This is a genomic window from Paenibacillus xanthanilyticus, from assembly GCF_042682185.1.
GTDB classification, from domain to species: Bacteria; Bacillota; Bacilli; order Paenibacillales; family Paenibacillaceae; genus Paenibacillus_Z; species Paenibacillus_Z xanthanilyticus.
Map to the genome: position 1 here is coordinate 964,088 of NZ_JBHUHA010000002.1, position 21,890 is coordinate 985,977.

General features: G+C 59.8%; 20 protein-coding genes and 1 riboswitch. Of the genes, 8 read left to right on the forward strand and 12 right to left on the reverse strand.

Annotation, left to right across the window (positions count from 1 at the left end; translation table 11 throughout):
* Positions 1-77: 77 nt before the first annotated feature.
* The 5 genes from ACFSKT_RS21305 to ACFSKT_RS21325 all read right to left on the reverse strand — a co-directional run bounded on the left by ACFSKT_RS21305 (position 78) and on the right by ACFSKT_RS21325 (position 5,859).
* The gene (locus ACFSKT_RS21305) at positions 78-1,514 is read right to left on the reverse strand and encodes a DHA2 family efflux MFS transporter permease subunit (protein WP_377718206.1); all 1,437 of its coding nucleotides are present in this window, start codon (positions 1,512-1,514) and stop codon (positions 78-80) included.
* A gap of 92 nt (positions 1,515-1,606) precedes the next feature.
* A complete protein-coding gene (locus ACFSKT_RS21310; RefSeq protein WP_377718205.1) occupies positions 1,607-2,974 on the reverse strand; it encodes an LLM class flavin-dependent oxidoreductase in 1,368 nt (455 codons plus the stop codon).
* Between the two features lie 28 nt (positions 2,975-3,002).
* The gene (locus ACFSKT_RS21315; protein ID WP_377718204.1) at positions 3,003-3,842 is read right to left on the reverse strand and encodes an ABC transporter permease; all 840 of its coding nucleotides are present in this window, start codon (positions 3,840-3,842) and stop codon (positions 3,003-3,005) included.
* 1 nt (position 3,843) lies between these two features.
* Complete coding sequence (locus ACFSKT_RS21320) at positions 3,844-4,710, reverse strand: ABC transporter ATP-binding protein (protein ID WP_377718203.1); 867 nt, start codon at positions 4,708-4,710, stop codon at positions 3,844-3,846.
* A 39-nt stretch (positions 4,711-4,749) separates the two neighbouring features.
* Positions 4,750-5,859: an ABC transporter substrate-binding protein gene (locus ACFSKT_RS21325; protein ID WP_377718202.1), complete on the reverse strand. Its 1,110-nt coding sequence runs from the start codon at positions 5,857-5,859 to the stop codon at positions 4,750-4,752.
* A gap of 451 nt (positions 5,860-6,310) precedes the next feature.
* Here ACFSKT_RS21325 and ACFSKT_RS21330 point away from each other — a divergent pair, with 451 nt between their 5' ends.
* Together ACFSKT_RS21330 and ACFSKT_RS21335 are read left to right on the forward strand one after the other, a co-directional pair.
* Positions 6,311-7,135, forward strand: coding sequence for an alpha/beta hydrolase family protein (locus ACFSKT_RS21330; protein WP_377718201.1), 825 nt, complete (start codon positions 6,311-6,313; stop codon positions 7,133-7,135).
* Positions 7,122-8,084 carry a TauD/TfdA dioxygenase family protein gene (locus ACFSKT_RS21335; protein WP_377718200.1) on the forward strand — a complete coding sequence of 321 codons (963 nt, stop codon included), beginning with the start codon at positions 7,122-7,124 and terminating at the stop codon, positions 8,082-8,084. The genes ACFSKT_RS21330 and ACFSKT_RS21335 overlap by 14 nt, the downstream gene beginning before the upstream one ends.
* 140 nt (positions 8,085-8,224) lie before the next feature.
* Here ACFSKT_RS21335 and murI read toward each other — a convergent pair whose 3' ends face one another.
* The 3 genes from murI to ACFSKT_RS21350 form a co-directional block, all read right to left on the reverse strand.
* Complete coding sequence (gene murI, locus ACFSKT_RS21340; protein ID WP_377718199.1) at positions 8,225-9,031, reverse strand: glutamate racemase; 807 nt, start codon at positions 9,029-9,031, stop codon at positions 8,225-8,227.
* A gap of 82 nt (positions 9,032-9,113) precedes the next feature.
* The gene (locus ACFSKT_RS21345; protein WP_377718198.1) at positions 9,114-10,376 is read right to left on the reverse strand and encodes an ATP-binding protein; all 1,263 of its coding nucleotides are present in this window, start codon (positions 10,374-10,376) and stop codon (positions 9,114-9,116) included.
* Between the two features lie 98 nt (positions 10,377-10,474).
* Positions 10,475-11,368: an aminoglycoside 6-adenylyltransferase gene (locus tag ACFSKT_RS21350; RefSeq protein ID WP_377718197.1), complete on the reverse strand. Its 894-nt coding sequence runs from the start codon at positions 11,366-11,368 to the stop codon at positions 10,475-10,477.
* 500 nt (positions 11,369-11,868) lie between these two features.
* On the opposite strand from ACFSKT_RS21350, the gene hflX reads away from it, so the two are divergent.
* The 4 genes from hflX (at position 11,869) to ACFSKT_RS21370 (ending at position 16,918) form a co-directional block, all read left to right on the forward strand.
* Positions 11,869-13,146, forward strand: coding sequence for a GTPase HflX (hflX, locus tag ACFSKT_RS21355; protein WP_377718196.1), 1,278 nt, complete (start codon positions 11,869-11,871; stop codon positions 13,144-13,146).
* Positions 13,147-13,480: 334 nt separating this feature from the next.
* Positions 13,481-14,869 (forward strand): glycine--tRNA ligase, encoded by a 1,389-nt coding sequence (locus tag ACFSKT_RS21360; RefSeq protein WP_377718195.1) that lies wholly within the window; start codon positions 13,481-13,483, stop codon positions 14,867-14,869.
* A 235-nt stretch (positions 14,870-15,104) separates the two neighbouring features.
* Positions 15,105-15,683 (forward strand): hypothetical protein, encoded by a 579-nt coding sequence (locus ACFSKT_RS21365; protein WP_377718194.1) that lies wholly within the window; start codon positions 15,105-15,107, stop codon positions 15,681-15,683.
* Positions 15,684-15,745: 62 nt separating this feature from the next.
* Complete coding sequence (locus ACFSKT_RS21370; RefSeq protein ID WP_377718193.1) at positions 15,746-16,918, forward strand: polysaccharide deacetylase family protein; 1,173 nt, start codon at positions 15,746-15,748, stop codon at positions 16,916-16,918.
* A 102-nt stretch (positions 16,919-17,020) separates the two neighbouring features.
* Here ACFSKT_RS21370 and ACFSKT_RS21375 read toward each other — a convergent pair whose 3' ends face one another.
* The 4 genes from ACFSKT_RS21375 to ACFSKT_RS21390 form a co-directional block, all read right to left on the reverse strand.
* Entirely contained in the window at positions 17,021-17,581 is a 561-nt protein-coding gene (locus tag ACFSKT_RS21375; RefSeq protein ID WP_377718192.1) for a hypothetical protein, read from the reverse strand.
* Between the two features lie 115 nt (positions 17,582-17,696).
* Complete coding sequence (locus tag ACFSKT_RS21380; protein WP_377718191.1) at positions 17,697-18,332, reverse strand: histidine phosphatase family protein; 636 nt, start codon at positions 18,330-18,332, stop codon at positions 17,697-17,699.
* A gap of 200 nt (positions 18,333-18,532) precedes the next feature.
* On the reverse strand, positions 18,533-18,703 hold the full coding sequence (locus ACFSKT_RS21385; RefSeq protein WP_377718190.1) for a hypothetical protein: 171 nt from the start codon (positions 18,701-18,703) through the stop codon (positions 18,533-18,535).
* Between the two features lie 67 nt (positions 18,704-18,770).
* Complete coding sequence (locus ACFSKT_RS21390; RefSeq protein WP_377718189.1) at positions 18,771-19,622, reverse strand: bifunctional 5,10-methylenetetrahydrofolate dehydrogenase/5,10-methenyltetrahydrofolate cyclohydrolase; 852 nt, start codon at positions 19,620-19,622, stop codon at positions 18,771-18,773.
* Between the two features lie 59 nt (positions 19,623-19,681).
* Positions 19,682-19,762: riboswitch (ZMP/ZTP riboswitch) on the reverse strand.
* Positions 19,763-19,895: 133 nt separating this feature from the next.
* Between ACFSKT_RS21390 and ACFSKT_RS21395 the strand changes: the two genes are divergently transcribed.
* Both ACFSKT_RS21395 and ACFSKT_RS21400 read left to right on the forward strand, forming a co-directional pair.
* Positions 19,896-20,195: a hypothetical protein gene (locus tag ACFSKT_RS21395; protein WP_377718188.1), complete on the forward strand. Its 300-nt coding sequence runs from the start codon at positions 19,896-19,898 to the stop codon at positions 20,193-20,195.
* Positions 20,196-20,436: 241 nt separating this feature from the next.
* Positions 20,437-21,870: a stalk domain-containing protein gene (locus tag ACFSKT_RS21400; protein ID WP_377718187.1), complete on the forward strand. Its 1,434-nt coding sequence runs from the start codon at positions 20,437-20,439 to the stop codon at positions 21,868-21,870.
* Positions 21,871-21,890 lie beyond the last annotated feature (20 nt).

Here is a 21,890-nt window from a genome sequence, read left to right on the forward strand (position 1 = left end):
CGCTCCTTTACCTGGGCGACCAACAAAAAATATCCGCGCCGATACCGGCGCGGACTATTCATCGCTAATGCTCGAAACTACAACCCGCTTCCACCTTCTTCGCGCGGCGCGCTCGCTGCTTTCGCGCGCCGGGTCCATCGGACCCGGCTGCCGAGCAGCAGCGCCAGCGGAATCGCCGCGACACCGAACCAGCCTGCGACAAGGAACGCGTCGTTGATGCCCATCGTGTACGCCTCCTCGTGCAGACGCTCGGCGCTCCACCCGTTAGACGCGTCCGCGAGCTGCCGCTCGTGGACCGCGAATCGCGCGTAGAATAACGACGTGAACAAGCCGAGCCCCAACGCGCCGAATACCTGCCGCAGCCAGTTAATGAGCGCCGAGGCGTCGCCCGCCAGCTCGCTGGCGACGGCGCCCATGCCCGCGTTCATAGCCGGCGTCATCGACAGCCCGACCCCAACGTATCGCACGGACATCCACAGCATGACGTAGCCCTCCGGCGTGTCCGGCGTCAGCAGGCTGAACTGCCACGACGCCCACGCGAGCAGCACGGCGCCCGCCACGACGAGGGGCACAGGTCCCAAACGCGGGTACAGCTTCCCCGACAACAGCGTCGAGACGCCCAGACACAGCGCGGGCGGCAGCAGCAGAAGCCCCACCTCGAGCGAGGTCATGGCATGGATCTGCTGCAAATAAAGCGGGATGAAATAGATACCTGAATACAAGCCGATGATCAGCACGACGGAAGCGCCTAAGCTTGCGGTGAACAGACGCAGCCGGAAGAGACGCAGCTGGAGCAGCGGCTCGGACGCCCGCAGCTCGTGAAGGACGAAAGCGGCCGCGGCCGCGAGCCCGACGCACAAGCATCCGATCGCAAGCGGCGAGCCCCAGCCCCACGCATGGACCTTGCCGAATAGCAGCAGCAGGGCTAGACTGCCGACGACCGCCAGAACGATTCCCGTCCAATCCGCCCTTCGCCGCGAGGCGTGACCTCCCCCCGGCAAATGCCGCCACCCGTACCCCATGGTCGCCAGGCTGAGCGGCAGCATGACGACGAACATCCAGTGCCAGTTGTACCCCTGCAGCCAGCCGCTGACGGTCGGCGCCAGCGCGGGACCGAGGATCCCGGAGGCGGACCAGAGACTGACCGCAAGCGGCCGCTTATCGGCCGGAACCGACTGGTAGAGCATCGTCAGCGATACCGGTTGGATCAGGCCGCAGAAGATCCCCTGCAGGATCCGAAAGGCGATCAAGACGTAGATATTCCATGCCAGCGCACAGAGCACCGAGCTGATCGTCAAGCCGGCAAGCGACGCAAGGAACAGCGTCTTGTTGCTCCACTTGTCGCCAAAGTAGCCGCTGAGCGGGGCGATAATGCCGGTCGCGAGCGTAAAGCCCGTGACCAGCCATTGCACCGTCGACAGCTCGGCTCCGAATATCGTCATGAAACCCGGCAGCGCGACATTCAGCGAGACGACATGATAGATGCCAATGAAGGAGCCGACGATCAGCGTCATGAGCGTCCGCCAGGAATACGAGGAAGGCTCCTTCCGCTCCCTAATGACGGCGGGCGCCTGCGGAGCTACCGCGGCGCCCCCTAGACCGGAGGTCATGACAAGGCGGCGATATTAGCCGGCTGCAGCTGAGCCGGGTGAATCGGCCGCGACAACCCAAGGCGGTCGCGCAGTGTGCTGCCTTCATATTCGGTGCGGAACAAGCCGCGGCGCTGAAGCTCCGGCACCACGAGCTCCACGAAGTCGTCCAATCCGCCCGGCAGGTACGGCGGCATGATGTTGAAGCCGTCCGCCGCGCCGTTATGGAACCACTCCTCCAGCTGATCCGCGATTTGCACCGGCGTGCCCAAGATCTCGCGGTGGCCGCGCGCCCCCGCGATGCGCTGATACAGCTTGCGGATCGTCAAGCCTTCCCGCTCGGCCAAATCCTTCAGCAGCGTGAATCGGCTCTTGCCGCCGTTCACCTGCTCGAGCTGCGGCAGCTCCGGCAGCGGGCCGTCGACGTCGTACCCGGACAGGTCGAAGCTGATGAGCGCCGAGAGCAAGCTGACGCCCGCTTCCACCGGAATCAGCTCCTCGAGCTGACGCTTCTTCGCGATCGCTTCCTCTTCGGTGCGGCCGATGATCGGGAAGACGCCCGGCATGATCTTGAGCGAATCCGGCGAACGGCCGTACTTGGCCAGCCGGCCCTTCACGTCCGCGTAGAACGCCTGCGCCTCCTCGAGCGTCTGCCACGCGGTAAAGATGACCTCCGCCGTGCGCGCGGCGAGTTCCTTGCCCGGCTCCGAAGCGCCGGCCTGCACGATGACCGGATGCCCCTGCACCGGCCGCGCAACGTTGAGCGGTCCGCGCACGTTGAACCATTTGCCCTCGTGATTCAACGTGTGCGCCTTGCTGCCGTCCGCGAATTTGGCGGCTTCCTTGTCGAAGAGAAACGCATCGTCCTCCCAGCTGTCCCACAGGCCGGTAACGACGTTCAGGAACTCCTCCGCCCGGTCGTAGCGCTTCTCGTGCAGCAGATGCACCTGTTGGTTGAAATTCAGCGCTTCCTCGTCGTGCGAGGATGTGACCACGTTCCAGGCCGCGCGGCCGCCGCTCAAGTGGTCCAGCGACGCGAATTTGCGCGCCACGTGGAACGGCTCGTTGTACGTCGTCGATACCGTCGCCGTCAGGCCGATATGCTCCGTCACCGCGGACAGCGCCGACAGAAGCGTCAGCGGTTCGGGACGGACGCTAACCGTCTGCTCGAGCGCCGCCGGGAACCGCTTCGACACCGCGTAGCCGTCCGCCAGGAAGACCATGTCGAATTTGCCGCGTTCGGCCGTTTGCGCCAGCTTCTTATAGAACTTGAAGTCCAGCACGGAGTGAGCCTCCGCCTCCGGGTGCCGCCATGCCGCGACATGATGGCCGGGAATCATGAAGAAGGCGCCGAGCTTGATTTGACGTTTATTTTCAGTGGACATTGCGATCACCTATCCTTAGCTATATTTGTTATTCGGATTGCGTCTGCTTCCAAGCGGTGAATCGTTTCTCCAGCGTGACGAGCCCTTGATTGAAGAGCAGGCCGATCAGCGAGATGCTGATGATGCCCGCGTACATCTCCGGCGCCTGGAAGTTGAACTGCGCGTAGTTGATCAAATAGCCAAGACCGGCTTTGGCGCCGACCATCTCCGCCGCGATGAGGACGAGAATCGAGCCGGCTCCGGCCAGCCGGACGCCGGTGAAGATCGTCGGGACGGCCGCGGGCAGAATGACTTTAATGAACAATTTAACCGGCGACAGCCCCATCGACTTAGCCGACTTGATGAGCAGCGGGTCGACGTTCTTTACGCCGGAAATCGTGTTGAGCAGGATCGGCCACGAGCACGCATAGACGATCAGCGTGATTTTGGACGTCTCGCCGATGCCCAGAATGAGCGTGAATACCGGCAGCAGCGCCAGCGCCGCCGTATTGCGGAATAGCTCGAGCACCGGCGTGAGCAGCTCCGACAGCCCTTTGTACCAGCCGATCAACAGTCCGAGCGGGATGGCCGCCGCAATCGCAATGCCGAAGCCGGCGAGCGAGCGAATCAGACTGGATTCCGTGTGGGTCCACAATTCGCCGCTCGTCAGCAAGCCCCACCAGGCCTGAAGCACTTCGGAGAGCGGCGGCAGGAAGGCGGTCTCCACGAGACCTACCCGAGGCACCATTTCCCATATGGCCGCCAGCGCCAGGATGGCGATCGTGCGTTTCAACACCTTTCCTATGATGCCGAGCGGCGCCGCGATCGCGGAGCTCCGCCGCTGCGCCGATCCGATCGGCAGCGATACGCTTTTTTCCGCCGTTGCCATGTTACAACACCCCCGATTTATTTTTATTGGATGCGTTCTGCGCGTGACCGACTTTGTCTTGAATCTCGTAAGCCTGCGCGCGCTGTACCTCGTCGCGGAGCAAGCTCCATATCTCATGGCGAAGACGTCCGAATTCCGGGTCCGAGCGCAAGTCCTCTTCGCCGTTGCGCGCGCTAAGCGGAATGTCGATGATTTCCTTGATCCGCCCCGGCCGGCTCGTCATGACCGCGACGCGCTGACCGAGATAGACAGCCTCGTCGATGCCGTGCGTAATGAACACGATCGTCTTCTTCGTCTTCTCCCAGATCTTCAGCAGCTCGCTCTGCAGCGTTTCGCGCGTCTGCGCGTCCAGCGCGGCGAACGGCTCATCCATCAGCAGGACGTCGGGGTCGTACGCGAGGCTGCGGGCGATGGCGACGCGCTGCTTCATCCCGCCGGACAGCTCATGCGGGTAGCGGTCTTCGAAACCGCCCAGGCCGACGAGCGAGAGGAATTCGCGCGCCCGCTCGGTCCGCTCTTTGCCTCGAATGCCCTTCGCTTCCAGGCCAAACTCGATATTCCCGCGCGCCGTCTTCCAAGGGAACAGCGCGTACTGCTGGAAGACGATGCCGCGGTCCAGCGCCGGCCCCTTGATCGGCTTGCCGTCGATCAGGATGCTGCCGCTCGTCGGCTTCGTCAGGCCGCCGAGCAAATCGAGCAGCGTCGATTTGCCGCAACCGCTCGGCCCTACGATGACCATGAATTCGCCCGTTTTCACGTCGAAATTGATGTCGCGCAGCGCCGTGAATTCGGTCGCCTCGGATCGGCCAGCGTTTCCTTTCACTTTGAACGTCTTGTTCACATGCTGAAAACTGATTTTCGTCGTCATCTCAATCACCTCGCGCGTGGAATAGACCTGCCGCCTGCTCTATTTGTTCGCTTCGTCCTTGAATGGATTAAACTCATTCGTATAAATGTCCGGCACCTTCACTTGCCCCTTCTTGATCGTGCCTTCGTTCTCCAGCCAGTCGATCCAAATCTGGAATTCCTTATCCGAGATGAGGCCGCCTTTGCCTGCGACGCCGTACGATTTGAAGTACTTCAATACCGACGTATCTTCGTCGCGCCCGCGCTGCGTAAGGATTTTCTCCAAGCGTGCGCCGACTTCTTCGGTCGGCGTTGCACGGGCCCACTCGATCGCTTTGGCGACGGCCTCGACGAATTTGCGGGCCGTGTTCGGATTTTTCTCGATAAAGTCTTTGCGCAGGACGTACGATCCCGCCGTAAATTCGCCCAGCAGGTCGTAGTCGTTGAAGATTGGACGAATGCCGCCCCGCTCCAGCGCCTTGTCGCGCGCCATATCGCCGAGGACGGCAACATCGACCTGTCCCTGGCGCAGCGCCTGCTCCGCGTTGATCGGCGGGATGACGACGAGCTGCACCGATTTGATCTCGTCTTCGTTCAGCCCCTCCTTGCGCAGCCACGTCTTCAGGACGACCTCATAGTGCGCGCCGAGCGTGTTCATCCCGACCGTCTTGCCGATAAAATCCTTCGCGGTCTTGATCGGGCTGTCTTCCAGCACGAAGTATCCGCCCCACCGCTGCTCGTTGACCCCGTAATAGCCGATGACCGGCACGACCGGCGCCTTGGAGGCAATGAGCTTGACGACCGCGCCGTTGAACGCCCCGCCGAAGTCGACGTCGCCCGTCGCCGCGGATTGGATGTCCTGCGGGCCGCTGATCGTGTTGCCGATCCACTTCAGCTTGATCGGCGCCAGATAGCCCAGATCCTCGGCCAGCTCGGGCAGCGTCACCGAACCTACTCCGCCTTGATAGCGAAGCTCGAGCAGCTCGGGTTCGCCATTCGTCGAGGAAGCGGCCTCGTTCTTCGCGTCTTTGCTGCCGCTGCCTGCGTTCGCGTTCGCCGTGACGGTTTTATCGCCGCCGCAGCCGCTCAGCACCACTGCCGTCATGACGACCGCCGCCATGATGATCCCTAGCTTCCCGATCCCTCTTTTTCGTTTCTGTACGTTGTTCATTCTCCTCAACCTCCCATTTATGTAGATGCAAGAAATCTCTGTCCAATCGGTCCGGTTTTCCGGTAGTCCGCCAATCCGCCCCAAAACGTCGAAGACCCCGATCTAAACGCGCCGCGCACGCTTTCGATCAGGGTCTCCAATGGTTTGGTCGACCTTTACCTACAATTCCAATTCAGTTACTTGGATTTGGTTTAGAGCGACTTTATCATGCATCAAATCGGGTTGTCAACAGCCTAGTGACAAAAAAATGATTCGACAATTCACGCTATTGACAGCTGTGATGGCCCCCTATAATATGATGTCTACAATTCCAATTTGTTTTATCGGGTATTGAGCCGCAAGGCCGTGTATCCGATGCGTTAACCGTACGGACGGAGGCGTTCTTTCTTGATGGAAGAAAGCCTCTTTTTGCTTCAGATGCATAATCCCATTCGCGTAGGAGGTAGATGGCATGAGCACGACACGGATTAGCCGGGAGGCGTTTCGCGCCCCGTTGGACCACGGATTGTTCTTAAATGGTGAAATTAAAGCGAAGGATGGTCACAAGGACCTCCCTGTCCTCATTACGGCGCACGGATTCCGCGGTTTCAAGGAGTGGGGCTTCTGGCCTTATGTGACAGACGCGCTTGCCGAGCTTGGATTTTATACCGTCATCTTCGATTTCTCAAGAATCGACGCGGCCGCGGCCAAACAGCCTGATGCCGTTATCGCCCAAGCCCGGACGTTAAGCAGGGAGTTGGAAGATCTTCAGACCATTGTTGAGCTGGTCCGTGAACAACGACTGCCGCTGTCCGCGTCCGCCGATCCCGGCCGAATCGGCTTGCTCGGCCATAGCCGAGGCGGAGCTGCCTCGGTGATCACGGCCGCGGAGCAGACCGCGATCGGGGCCGTCGTCGCTTGGAATCCGCCATCGGATCTGACGCCGCCCGCCGGCGTTAGCGCCGAGCCGTTCATCGCGGCCGATATCGAGCAGAACGCGTCCCGGTACGACATTCCGTACAAACTGGCTTATCTGAAGCAGCCTGCCCTTATCGTGCAAGGCAGCGCCGATGTCGAGCGCATTCTGCTCGGCCATGAAGCGCTTCGTTTGGCCGCGCCAGGCCATTCTTTCGTTCAAATCGAGGGCGGCGACCATAGTTTCGGCGTTCAGCATCCGTTCACCGGCCCGACTCCGGCCCTTGTTGAGGCGCTTCAAGCGACTACCCGGTTCTTCCGTCAACATCTGCAACCTGTTGAAGCCTTGCGGAAGGAGGCGCAATCACATGGCCATTCCTGAAGCGAATCTCGCAGCAGGCAAGCCGGCCGCGGATCGGCCGCTTGCGATTGCCCGAGAAGCGGTGAACGGTCCGCGCCTGCTTCGGCGTCTGCCAGGCGACGCGCCGTCCGATCCTTATACGTTGTTTGACGTGAAGCCGCTGGCGCGGACGCTCGGAGCCGAGATCGAGGGCGTCGATCTGCGCCTGCCGCTCACGGAGGAATTGAAGCGGGAGCTGAACCGCGCCCTGCTGGAGTGGAAGGTGCTCTTCTTCCGCAATCAGCGGATCACGTCCGAGCAGCAGGCGGCGTTCGCCCGCAATTGGGGAGAGCTCGAGAACCATCCCTTCTTGCCGCAGGGCGATTCGGCGGACGTTGTTCGTTTCGCCAAGGACGACAAGACCGCGGGACGCGAGAACAATTGGCACGCGGACGTAACCTGGCGGCTGACTCCCGCCCTCGGTGCCGTGCTGCGCCTGATCGAGGTGCCGGCGTCCGGCGGCGGCGATACGATCTGGTCGGATGCCGCGGCCGCCTATGATAATTTACCGGAAGAGATCCGCGTGCGCATCGACGGATTGACCGCGATTCACGATTTCACCCACGTGTTCGGACGGGCGCTGCCTCCGGAGCAATTAGCCGCCAAACAAGCCGAATTCCCCGCTGCCGAGCATCCGATCGTGCGCGTCCATCCGGAGACGGGACGGAAGACGCTGTTCGTCAATTCCTCGTTCACGACCCGGATCGTCGGCCTGGAGGAGCAAGAGAGCGAGAAAGTGCTCCAGTATTTGTTCCGCCAAATCGCGATCCCCGAGTATCATGTCCGCTTTCGCTGGGAGCCGGATACGGTCGCCTTCTGGGATAACCGCGCCCTCCAGCACTACGCGGTGAACGATTATTATCCGGAGCGCCGGGTCGCGGAGCGAATCTCCATCGTGGGCGACCGGCCTTTCGGAGGCGCATCGGGTTAAGTCGGATCCTGCGGGGATCATCCTGCACGAAGAACATCGCACAGCAGGAGAATGTCAGCCCTGCCAAAAAGCCCGTCAAGGCGTATGCCTTGACGGGCTTTCGTCTCCCTTATTCACCTTGCCATTCGGCCGACTCCATGTTAGACCGACAGCTCCGACCGATACAGCGCCAACGCCCGCTCCAGCTTCTCGATATATGCCGGCTCCCCGGAACAGCTGAAGGTTACGCGACCGCGCGTCTGCGGGTTCGACAAGCCGTGCGTCTCCAGCACATCCGACAAGCGGGACACCGTTCCCCGGCTCCCGTCGACGAGCTCGATATGAGGCGGCAGCAGCTCCTTCAACAATTTGCCATAGAACGGATAATGCGTGCAGCCGAGCACGATCGTACCATAGTTGTTCAGATCGTAGGGCGCGAGTTTATCCCGAAAGTAAGCCCCGATCTCGCCGGGATCGAAATTGAGCGCTTCGCAGTACGCGACCAACTCCGGCAGCGGGAGCGAATCGACGATATGATCGCCGTCCAGTCGCGAGATCAGCTCCGCGTATTTGGTCTGTTTGAGCGTGATCGGCGTCGCGAGCACGAGCACCCGCTTGCCGCTGGCGCGGTTATGCTCCACGGCCGGCTTAACCGCCGGCTCCATGCCGATGACCGGAATGCCGTAGTCGCTCCTCAGCTGGCGAACGACGAGGCTCGTGGCCGTATTGCACGCGACGACGATCGCCTTCACCTCGTTCTCCATGATGCGTTCGAACGCCCCGAGAATGAAGCGGCGCACGTCCTCCTGCGGCTTCATCCCGTACGGCACGTATAGATTATCCGCGAAATAAATATAATTCTCGCCCGGCAGCCGATCGAGCGCCTCGGACAGCACGCTCAACCCGCCCAGCCCCGAGTCAAAAAATACGATGTTCTTGGCGTTTGCCTCATTGGATGTCGTTATCATGCCAATTGACCTCTTTTTTTGAAATGGTGGTATCCCATTATCCCTCCAAGCGGGCCCGCGTGTCCAGCCTTAGCGAAGGCGATTAGCCTAAGCGCTCCCGGACGTTAGGCTCCGCGAGCGGGAGCACGATTGAAATTTGGGTGCCGACGCCCGGCTTGCTTTTGAACGAAATGGTCCCTCGCATCGCTTCGATAATCCGAATGGAGACGCTCGTGCCGAGCCCCGTTCCCTTCTCCTTCGTCGAATAGAACAGGGTGCCAAGGCGATTCAGCTCTTGCTCGGTCATCCCACGGCCCGTATCGGCGATCGTCACGTGCGCTTCGCCCGGCCCCGGCTTCAACGTAACCTTCACGACGCCGCCGGCTTTCGTCGCCTCGACGGCGTTCTTGATTAAATTCAGCAGCGCCTGCTGCAGGCGCGCCTTGTCGGTGCGCAGCGCGAGGCCCTCCTCCAGCTGCATCTCGATGAGGATGCCCTCTTTATTCGCAAGCGGATCCAACAACGCCAGTATATTCGAAATCAGCAGGCCCAAATCGAACGCTTCGATCTTCTCGAATTGGGGGCGCGACACGCTCAAATAATCGTTGATGATCATCTCCGCGCGCCCGAGCTCCTCCAGCATGATCGGAATATGCGCAATACCCGCTTCCTTTCGTTCCAAGCTTAATTGCAGAAATCCTTTGACGACCGTCAGCGGATTGCGGATTTCGTGCGCGATCGACGCCGCCAGCTCGCCGACGACCTGCAGCTTCTCGCCGCGCTGCAGCTCGATCTTCATCATTTCGCGCTCCAGTATCGCTTCATTCAGCATAATCGATAGACCAAGGGCAACGATATAGGCCACGCCGAAAACAAGCATCTGCAGCAAATCCGGCCATCCGAAGCGATCCGCCCCGTACAGTACAGAATAAACGCCGAGCACCGCCAACGACGTGACTAGCGGCCAGCAGCCGATCATGAGCGATTTCGCGATCCGTTCGCGATAAGGGAGCGCGCCGATACCCGCGCCCGCCAACCACGGTACGCTCGCCGCCAACAGGATGCTGATGTGACCGACCACCATTTCGTCGGTGCCGACATACGTTCGAATCGCCAATATGCAGATCATTACCAGCAGTCCGGCCTTGCGGCCGCAGTAGAGAAAGGCGATCACGAGCGGGATGTAGCGCAAATCCCAATACAGATTGGCTTCGCGCACGCTCGTCGAGAGGCATACCATCGCGGAGAGGCCGAGCAAGAACCCATGCCACAGCGGCGCCTTGCGCATCCGGTCGTAGAAAATGCCAAAAATAAATGTAGGGACGAGGACGAACAACACATCCAGCAGCAGTATCTGTACGAACAACGGTTCAACCTCCCGGCTGGGCATTCTGCACTACCAAATCACAGTTCGAGCTCGCTTGCCAATATCCTCCTATTTCCCGCATGCCTCGCCGTGTAAAATCATATTCGTCCATGTCCATCGCGGTTCATATAATCCGAAGCATCGGGCGCCAGCCTTCTGACGTAGGCCAAGTGCGCGGTTACCCGCCGGTCGTCTTCCTCCGGGTAGACATAGCCGCAAGCGGCCGCCACCTCGCGTCCCGCTTGCCGGAACAGCTCGCCCATCCGCAGCAGCGCTTCCCACATCCGCTCCGGAACGGCGTCCGGGTAGGTCCGAACGAACAGCTCCCACTCGGCTGGCGCCAGATGCGACTTCAAATATTTGCCGAGCTTGCCCGTATCGGCCGCATAACCGGTGCGTTCGCCGATTCGCCATACAAGCATCCGGATGAGCATCTCCCTTACCGGCCCGTCCATCATCGACTTCGCGTACGTCAGCTCGTCCCGCCACAATCCTTTGGCCACATATGTACTTACCCACCAAAACTCGTTGGCGCATGCGTCGAATTCCCGCGCGGCCGGCGGCTTCACGGCATAATCCCGAAGACTCGGCGGCTCCATCTCCCCGATCAGCCCGTCCTTGTCGAGCAGCAGCACGCTGAGACTGTCCGGTTCGAGCTCCGCCAGCCGGTCCGCCTGAAACAAGCGAAGATCGAGGCGGTTGCCGTCCATGAATTGCATCATGCAGATAAAGCTATCGCCCGGCTGGCGGTCGCTGTCCAGCTGCTGGTCGGAAGATTGGGCGATCATGCGCTCGCCGAAGCGGTCGAACCAAGCGCGATCGCGGATGATGTCTTCCACCGACGCGACGACGTACACGATATCGTAATCTTGGAACAGATCCCTTCTGGCTTCCGGGTTCGCCCGGGAGCCGTTCAGAATAACCGCCCGGATGCGTTCGTCCTCTCGGGCCGTCGACAAAATCAAGTCCATCATCTGCGCTTCGTTTCGCATGAATTCTCGCCTCTTTTCCATTTGTTTGCAAATACGCGGCCGGCTATGTTAGAATGTGTGTACTTCAAATTGAACGGAGGGTTACGTGTGATAGATTTTATCCGAGTTCGTACTTTGCGCGGCTAATTGAATAGCGCCAAGGCTCTGCTTGTGCAGAGGACTCAGGATAGGTCTGTCCTTTATAGGTAACCCATGGTTAATCGTACCACGAGATCGTCGAGATTGCAGGTCTCGAACATACCTATAGGGAATCAAATATTCGGATTGCGCTTGGATGACGCTCGCCCTGATGCGGGTCTGTTTGTCCATCGTGTTCCGAATCGACCGTTTGGTAACCGGCTAACGGCGACGGCACTTTCTGCGCCATCGATCGATCGTACCGGATACTCCCTTGTTTCCTTCCTTCGACTCTTCGAACGCACAGGCCAGAACGCCCGTGCGTTTTTTGGCGTCCGCGCGCTTCCCTTGCATCCCAAACAAGCCCTAGGAGGAATTCATATATGGAACAACCGAACAACAGAGCCGTGATCGTCGGCGTTAATTTGCAGGATCGTCCCGACTTTGCCTATTCGATGGAGGAACTGCGCAACCTCGCGGAAGCCTGCAATATCGAGGTCGTCGGCGAGCTGACTCAGAACATGGCCAAAATCAACGGTTCCCACTACCTGGGAAGCGGTAAAATCGACGAGCTCTTGGGGCTCGCGGAGGGACTGGACGCCTCGACCGTCATTTTCAACGACGAGCTGTCGCCATCCCAAATCCGCAACCTGGAGAGCGCGCTGCAGAAGAAGGTCATCGACCGCACGATCGTCATCCTGGACATCTTCTCCGAGCGCGCCCAGACGCGCGAAGCGCAGCTGCAGGTCGAAGTCGCGAAGCTGCAGTACATGCTGCCGCGTCTCGTCGGCTTGCGCGAATCGCTCGGCCGTCAAGGCGGCGGCTCCGGCATGAAGAACAAAGGTACGGGCGAGACGAAGCTCGAGCTGGATCGCCGCCGCATCGAGGACCGGATCTCCGCCCTGCAGCAAGAGCTGGAGAAGCTGGTCGCCCGCCGCCAAGTGCAGCGCAAGCAGCGCCAGAAGACCGGCGTGCCCGTCGTCTGTCTCGTCGGTTATACGAATGCCGGCAAATCGAGCCTGATGAACGCCATTTTGGACCGGTACATGCCGGAATCGAACAAACAAGTGCTGGCCAAAGACATGCTGTTCGCCACGCTGGAGACGTCAGTGCGCGGCATTGAGCTGCCGGACAACAAATCGTTCCTCCTCACGGATACGGTCGGTTTTGTCAGCCAGTTGCCGCATCATCTCGTGAAGGCGTTCCGTTCCACGCTGGAGGAGGTCGCCGAGGCCGATCTGCTCATCCAGGTCGTCGATTACGCGAACCTGGAGCACCAGCGGATGATCGACGTGACGAACTCGACGCTGAAGGACCTGGGCGCGGATCATATTCCGATGATATACGCGTACAACAAGACCGATCTGACCGGCGAAGCGTACCCGCAGACGAGCGGCGATAACGTCTACCTGTCGGTGAAAGAGAAGGCCGGGCTGGAAGAGCTCGTCGAGCTCGTCAAAGAGAAGGTTTTCCAGAACTATGTCGAGTGCGAGGTCATCATTCCGTTCCAGGAGGGCCGTCTGGTCGCCTATTTCAATGCCAACGCGCATGTGCGGGAGACGACTTACGAGCCGAACGGCACGCGATTGAAGATGGAATGCAAGTCCGCGGACTACGAGAAGTTCAAGCATCTGTTCGCCGATCCGATCGAAGCCGAATAACGCAGGATTGATTTTTGTCCGCGTCCGCGGTAAGATGTTCACCAATCAGCCATATCCGCGTTGATGGACCAATAGTACCTGATGCGACGTCCAGTCGCTTATAAGGCAGCGAGCCGGGGACCGTGCAAGCCCGGCGATTCGTCAGGGAAAAGGCAGTCCGGAGCGGAATTGTGAAAAGTGGGCGTTCTCGCATGCAGCGAAACGTCAACTAGGGTGGAACCGCGGGTGCAGCTACGCTCTCGTCCCTAGGCATCGCTCCCCCGCGATGACCTAGAGGCGGGAGCTTTTTTATTTGAATACGGCTGTAACCTAACCTTGAGGAGCGTGCACTACGATGAGCAGTAACAAAACGATGGAGCAAATCGTCGCGCTGGCCAAACACCGCGGCTTCGTATTCCCGGGATCGGAAATTTACGGCGGACTCGCCAACACGTGGGACTACGGCCCGCTCGGCGTCGAGCTGAAGAACAACATCAAGCGCGCCTGGTGGAAGAAGTTCATCCAGCAATCGCCCTATAACGTCGGGCTGGACGCGGCCATTCTGATGAATCCGCAGGCATGGGTCGCCTCCGGCCACGTCGGCAATTTCAATGATCCGATGATCGACTGCAAATCGTGCAAAGCCCGCCACCGCGCGGATAAACTGATCGAGAACGCCCTGGGCGAGAAGGACATCGAGATCGTCGTCGACGGCATGTCCTTCGACCAGATGAAGGCGCTGATCGACGAGCACGCAATTGCCTGCCCGGACTGCGGCAGCCGCGATTATACGGACATTCGCCAGTTCAACCTGATGTTCAAGACATTCCAAGGCGTGACGGAATCGAGTTCCAACACGGTGTACCTTCGTCCCGAGACGGCGCAGGGCATTTTTGTCAACTTCAAGAACGCGCAGCGAACGATGCGCAAGAAAATCCCGTTTGGCATCGGCCAGATCGGCAAGAGCTTCCGCAATGAAATTACGCCGGGCAACTTCACGTTCCGCACGCGCGAATTCGAGCAGATGGAGCTGGAGTTCTTCTGCAAGCCGGGCGAAGACCTGCAGTGGTTCGAATACTGGCGCAGCTTCTGCCGTGACTGGCTGCTGTCCCTCGGCATGAACGAATCGAGCATTCGGCTGCGCGATCACTCCGAAGACGAGCTGTCCCATTACAGCAACGCGACGACCGACATCGAGTACCGCTTTCCGTTCGGCTGGGGCGAGCTGTGGGGGATCGCGGACCGGACCGATTACGACCTGAAGCAGCATATGGCTCACTCCGGCGAGGACTTCCACTACATCGACCAAGAGACGAACGAGCGCTACGTGCCGTACTGCATCGAGCCTTCGCTCGGCGCGGACCGCGTCACGCTGGCGTTCCTCATCGATGCCTACGAGGAGCAGCAGCTCGAGGGCGACGACAGCCGCGTCGTGCTCCGCTTCCATCCGGCGCTCGCGCCGATCAAGGCGGCGGTGTTCCCGCTCTCCAAGAAATTGGCCGAAGGCGCGCAGCGCATCTTCGCCGATCTGGCCGAAGATTTCATGGTCGACTACGACGACGCCGGCTCCATCGGCAAGCGCTACCGCCGTCATGACGAGATCGGCACGCCGTTCTGCATCACCTACGACTTCGAGTCGGAGACCGACGGCTGCGTCACCGTTCGCGACCGCGACACGATGGAGCAGACGCGTCTGCCGATCGCGGAGCTGAAGGCTTACTTGACGGGGCGCGTGAAGTTCTAAAGTGATCTAATCAGCGGGCGACGCTTAACCTTCTTATCTTGTGATGCGCAGATGTCCGGCATATACGAGCGGGAACTAGAATAAATGGTACATTCGTCAAGCAATCGGCCTAAGCCGGTTGCTTTTTTTATTTTTCAATTCGGACGGCGCAACATTAGGCTGTCATGTCTCGTCTGAAATGGAGTTAATTTACAAATCGGAATTAGCTGCGATATGATGAAGGGACACCTACGCGATGAAAAAAATCGTCTTATTCTTCCTGCTTGCGCTCTATGCCGCCGCTGGGATCGCGATCCCCTTGCCATCGGTCTCTTACGCATGCGACTGCGCGACACCGAATCCTTCCGAAGCGCTGGCGAGCGCCAAATTTGTGTTCACGGGCGAGGTGTTGCGCGTGAAGAAACAGAAGCGGCGAGCCGGCGTCCTCGGACCGATCGAATATCGGGAGGCGAACCACTTCAAGGTGACCGCATCGTGGAAGGGCGCCGACCATACCGAGCTGATCGTGTTCGACCGCGGCTCCGAAGCCTCCTGCGGAATCCACTTCCAAGTCGGCGCCCGCTATCTCGTCTATGCTTATCAGGAGCGTAACGGAGATGCGTACGCCGGTCTGTGCAGCGTTAAGGGTCTGTCGGCCGCCGCCAGAGATCTCCGCGTGCTTGGTCCTGGCGTCGAGCCGCGGACGATCGTCAATCTGGACGATAACAGGCGACAGCTGTCCCTTCGGGATGGAGCGCTAATCCTTCTATCCAGCGGACTTGTCGCTGTGTTGATATCGGCGTTCCTCGTCCGGCGCAGACGCCATCGCGGCTAGCTGCATCCGCAATGTATAACCGCAAGCCATTGTACCCAAATCCATTCTAATCAAGGTGCCTCATGAAATCTAAAGTCAGTCTCATGCTCGCCATCCTGCTCCTGCTGCTGTTCCCATACGGACGCAAGGCGGTGGCGATCCATACGTATTTCAACGGCTGGGAAGCCAAGCTGCCTCACCCGCCGATCGAGCAGTCCGGAAGTGTCTACCTTCCCCTCGACGATGCCGCCCCCCGCTTCGGGCTCGTGCCGGAGCGAACCCCCGGCGGCGTGGCTCTTCGCGCCAAGCAGACGCCATCGGGAACGCTGAACGTAACACGGGAGGAGCTTCTGGAGCGCAAAGGCCTGTTGTATTTTCCAGTTCGAAAGCTGAACGGCTTCGCGAACTATACGGTCGATTGGAACGCGCGCACGCACCGGCTGAGCATCGCGAGCGACGGCGTTCGCTACCGTACGGAGATGGACGGGCTGCCGATCTTAATGTACCATCATTTTCAGACCGATCTGGATTCGTCGACGATCGTGCATCCGAAGGCGCTGGAGAAGCAGCTCGCGGCGCTTGCGACGAGCGGGTACACGACGCTGTCGGCCGCGGAAGCACAGCAGTATTTGAAGGGGGAGCGCCTCTTCCCGAAGAAACCCGTCTATCTCACGTTCGACGACGGTTACGAGAGCAACTATACGCTGGCCTACCCGCTGCTGCGCAAATACAACGCCAAGGCGACGATCTTCGTCATCGCCTCCACGATGCGAAGCGGCGCAGGCGGCCCGACCGATGACCAGGCGGCCCCGAAGCTGACTTGGGGGCAAATCGCCGAGATGTCCGCCACCGGCCTCGTCGATATCCAAAGCCACACGTACGACCTGCACCGCAAAGGCAAGGTGCGCGGATCGGACGTCGAACGCGGTCTCGTCACGGCGCCGGCTTATGTCGGTAAACAGCCGGAGACGAAAGCGGCATACGAGCAGAAGGTGCTGGACGATTTCATCCTGTCGAAGACGATGATCGAGCGCCATACGCACCGCCCCGTCTTCGTGCTCTGCTACCCGTTCGGCGACTACAGCATGGCCAGCGAAGAGATTGCCCGTCAAGCGGGATTTACGATGACGCTGCTCGTCAAGCCCGGCATCAATTACCCCGGCAGCCGGCCGAGCACGCTGCGCCTGAAGCGCATCAACATCACCAATGCCGACGTAGACGAAGCGTTCCTGAAGAAGCTGGACCCTGCGCGATAAAGCCATTCATCCATCGATCATCCACACGGAAAAGGCGGCAGGCCAAGGAAGGAAACTTCCAAGGCTCGCCGCCTTTTGTATGCCGCCATCGGCATTACGCCCCTAACGCGTGACCCGGATCAACTGGCGCTCCCGCCAATCGAACGCTTCGCCCAGCGTGAACGCGTTCAAGTCCAGCACGGTGTCCAGCTCGCGCTTAGGCCGGTCCTGGAACCGCTCCTTTCCGTCCGCCCGGCAGGCGTAAAGCTCGGCATGCTCCCCGGGTTCGAGATGGCGCCGCAAATAATCGAGCAGCACGTCCAGGCTTTTGCGATTTTTCGCATACGCTGCAGGCTGCGTCTGGATCCATTCGGGACGGAGCTTGTACGTACCGCCCTCCGGACTCATTTCATAAATATGGGGCAGCTGGAACGGATGCTCGGCTCCCGGGTTTTCCATGGGACCTTTAACGAACAAGCCGACGGCATCCAATTCGGTCTCGTACACTTCCATTAGCTGCTCGCCCGCCGGGTACTTCCGCAGCAGCATCTGCATCGGCCCGTTATCGGCCGCAGCCGGATTTACGCGCGTTACGTAATGATTCAGCGTCATCGTCGTCTTGTTCTTGCCGAACGCGCCCGTCGGCAGCTCGCGGCCTGCGGCCATGTAATAATATAAGGTCATGCGAACAACGCCTTTCTTCTGTTGTTAAATTCGCTTGCCGCCGTCGTACCAATGCGCAAGCTGCGCCTCTGTCGTGCGATGACGCAGCAGCTCCTTGCACGGTCGGCTGTCCATGTCACCGGCTGTCGTCTCCCGGCGTGACGGATGAAGGTCTCGCAGTCCTCTCTTCCTCCCACAATCGCTCCACCTCGGCCAGCCGCCCGCCTTCGAACCTCGCTCTGTAGATGTCCGGCTTGCTCGTGCTTGACCAGAACGCGTAGCCGTAGCGCGCATCGAAATAGTGGAGCATGATCGTCATGATATTGCCATGCGTGCCGATCGCGATCCGTTTGCCTGCGTGATCCTCCAGCAAGCGCGAGATCGCCGGTACCGCCCGCGCTCGCGCTTGCCGCGTCGTCTCCCCTTCGGGTAACGCCGCATCCAGATCCTCGAACGAAAGCGCCACTGCGCGCCGGAACGCCTCCTCCGGTATATCCACGCTCAAGCTGCCGATCGCTCGTTCCTTCAGCGCCTCGATAAGCGTAATCTCCTTCCCCAGCCGTTCCGCCAGCGGAGCGACAGTATCCCGCGCCCGATGCTGCGGACTGGAGACGATGACGTCGATACCCTCGCCCACCAGCAGCTCCGCCACCCGCCGCGCATCGCGCTCGCCCTCTTCCGTCAACTTCGCGCCGGCGCCTTCCCGCTCGAGATCCTTCGAAAAGTTCGTGTTCCCATGACGGACGAAATACAAATAGGTTGAAGCTGCCAACGAGTAGAACCTCCCTATGCGGATCCCGGCTTGTGCCGTTCCGCCCGAATTTATCTTCTCACGGTCAATGGAGCTGCATTTCTTCTGTAAGTTCGCCGCCAGTCCATATTTTCCTCCCCCATCCAAGGGCCGGTTATCGACGTGACACAAAGAAACCGCCCGCGAGCTGGCGCTCGCGGGCGGTTCTTCCTTGCGACAAGCTATTCTTTCCGGGTGACCGCGCGAATGTTGGCGTCGGGGTGGTGCAGCAGAATCTGCTGCCGGGCATCCTCCGTGCCGATCGCCTCGATCTCCCGGTAGTAAACGACGTTATAGTGCCGATCCGCGAATTCTACGGTATAGACTTCCTGTTCGAACTGACCAATCTCCACTTCAGCTCAGCTCCTTTACCACGAATAGACGACTTCAGCACAGTATATTCGCGTATACCCGGATTTACTACGGTTGAAACACCCTTCTTTCCGCGGCGTCCACGGTATGCTTGAGCAGCGTGGCGATCGTGACGGGACCGACGCCCGCCGGCACTGGCGTGATGGCGCTCGCCTTCGCGAGACATGCCTCGTAATCCACGTCGCCGATGTTGCCCTCGTTATAGCCGGCATCCAGCACGACGGCGCCGTCCTTGATCCACTCGCCCTGGATAAAGGCCGGCTTGCCGACGGCCGCCACGACAATGTCGCCCTGACGGACAAGCTCGGCCAAGCCCTCCGTCTTGGAGTGGCAGACCGTCACGGTCGCGTTGCGGTTCAGCAGCATGAGCGACACCGGCTTGCCCAGAATCGGGCTGCGTCCGACGACGACGGCGTGCTTGCCTGCGATCGGCAGGTTGTAGTAGTCGAGGATGGTTAGGATCGCCGCCGGCGTACAGGACGGATATTCCGCCATGCCGAACGCGTTCTGCGCGAAACCGAGCATTGTCACCCCGTCCACGTCCTTGCCGATCGCGATCGCTTCGAACGCCGCGCGTTCGTCGATCTGATGCGGCACCGGATGCTGGAGCAGGATGCCGTGCACGCCGTCGTCGGCGTTCAACTCGTCGATGACCGCGATCAGCTCCTCCGTCGTCGTCTCCGCCCCCAGATGAATCCGGCGCGACTCCATGCCGAGCCGCGCGCAGGCATTCCCTTTCATCCGCACATACGTGGCCGACGAAGGGTCGTCGCCGACGAGGATCGTCGCCAGGCAGGGCACGATCCCGTTCTCCTTCAATACCGCTACCCGCGCCGCAAGATCCGCCTTGATGCCGTCCGCCACCGTCGTTCCATTCAAAATCAATGTGTTTTCCGCCATTTGGTTCATCTCCTGTAGGATTGATCAAAACAAAAAAAGGCAAGGGATGCTGCTCCCCTTACCTTCGCCCAGGCGTACGGCCGTTACCGCCAATGCGCTCCCTCATGGTTCCCCATGCTCCGCCAGTTACGCATCACGTTCAATTACGACCATTATAGGCCGAAGCGCGCACCTGAGCAAGACTCGTTTTCGCTCGCCGAACGAAAGAGTCCTGCAGCGCTTCGAAATCCCTGACCCGCCGTGGTAAAGTAAAGGGAGAAAGGTGGATCCGACATGGCGCTAGGCATTACAAGACAACAATTGAACGCGTGGAAGGAAGCGGTCCTACGCGGCGAAATCGCTTTTCTGACGCATTATTGGACCGACGAGCGATTCCCCGGCATGCGGACCGTGACCAAAGCGGGCTGCGCCGACTTGGAACGGCTGTCCGCCTGGTGCAGGCAGCACGGGTTGAATCCGGCTTACATCCATCGCCGCGACCGATACCCCCATTTCGATCTATTCGGACCGAAGCAGAAAGAGATTTTGCTGCGGGAAGGACTGTCCTCCCATATCGAGCGGTTTCGCCTCTGATCCGAGTCTGGTTGGGAGGCGCTGACTTGCGCTAGCTTCGGCTTATGCCGCGTTCCTCCGATGTTCCTCCATGCCCGAGGCGCCGGCGAAACGCGCGTTTCCCTTTACGATGATAAACTGCGATGCGATGAGAAAAGTTTAATTTACATATATTCCCTAACTATCGTAACCTTCCCCGCCTCCGAAGCGTCTAATGGGTGGTTTGTTTACACCGCCACGACCGAAGGAGGAATCCCCCCCTATGCGAAAACGCATCGGATCCGCAATACTCGCATCCCTTACCGCGCTTCAAATCGTCACGGTTGCCGCAGCCGCGCCAGCCGGCGGGACGACTGCCCAATACGGACTCGGCACCATCGTGAAGAAAGACGGCACGCTCTGGGAATGGGGCAGTCAAGGCATGCTCGAACGCTCCGTGCCGACGCAGGTAACCGCGCTACAGGACATCAAGGCGTCGATCGGCCAGTTCGCCGTGAAGAAAGACGATACCGTCTGGCATTGGGCCGTCGACTATCGGACGGGCAAATCGACCGCGGTGCAGGTGCCCGGCATGAAAGGCCTGACCGACGTCATCCATCATGATACCGCCTTCCTCGCCGTAGATGCGGCCGGCGCGGTGTACCGCCTCCCTTACAGGGAATACGGCAAACTGGAGACTACCGAAATCGTCCAACTCTCCGGCATCGACAACGTCATCGCCATGAGCTCGTACTTCGCGGCGGACGTAAAGCTCAGCAACCGCGAGCAATGGCTGTTCTTGAAGAAAGACGGGACGGTGCTGCGCCAGACGCAAGGCCGTACGGATTTCACTCCGGTCGCGGGCCTAAACGGCATTATTGCGCTGGAAGGCCGCTATGCGTTGAAGGACGACGGTACCGTCTGGGCTGTGTCGGACGAGCTGTCGCAATCGGATCAGTCGCCGCAGCAAGTGAAAGGCTTGAACGACATTAAGAAACTTAATGCCTTCACGGCGATCGACGGAGATTCGCGGTTATGGTATTGGGGCCTGACGGTAACCGGCTTCACGGACGGCACCGTGTATCACGAGCAGACGCCGGTTCGCATCGCGACGATCAACGACGTACGCGAGGCTCACGTTGCGGGAAGGTCGCTCTTCGTCCTAACCAACAATGGCAAGCTGTATGAGACGAGCATCGAGGTCGACAGAATGCCGTCCAATCCGTCTTTCATCCTGCATGCCGAAGATGTGGACAGCCTAAGCGACAGCGGACGTCTCTTTCAGAAAACGGACGGCAAACTTTGGACATGGGGGCTCGACCATGCATCCGTGATAATCCCGGTTCCCATGCAGCCGCCGATCGCGCTTGTATTAAACGGAGAGACGATCGCGCTGACGAACGGCGTCGTGACGCGCGACAGCCAAGCGTTCGTGCCCCTGCGCTCCGTCTTCGAGAAGCTTGGCGCCAAAATCGCATGGGACAACTCGGCGAAGACGGTCACGCTCGAAGGAACGAACGGCGCAAGCCCGCTGCGCATCGCGATCGACTACCGCAGCGGCGCGACGACGCTGAACGGCAAGACGGTCCAGACACAGACGGAACCGTTCAGCGTGAGCGGCTACTCGTATTTGCCGCTTCGCTTCATTAGCGAACAGCTTGGGGCCAAGGTCGAATGGAAGCAGAAGGAAGAGCAGATCAGCATCACCTATAAGTAATTCATCAAGTAAAATGACGA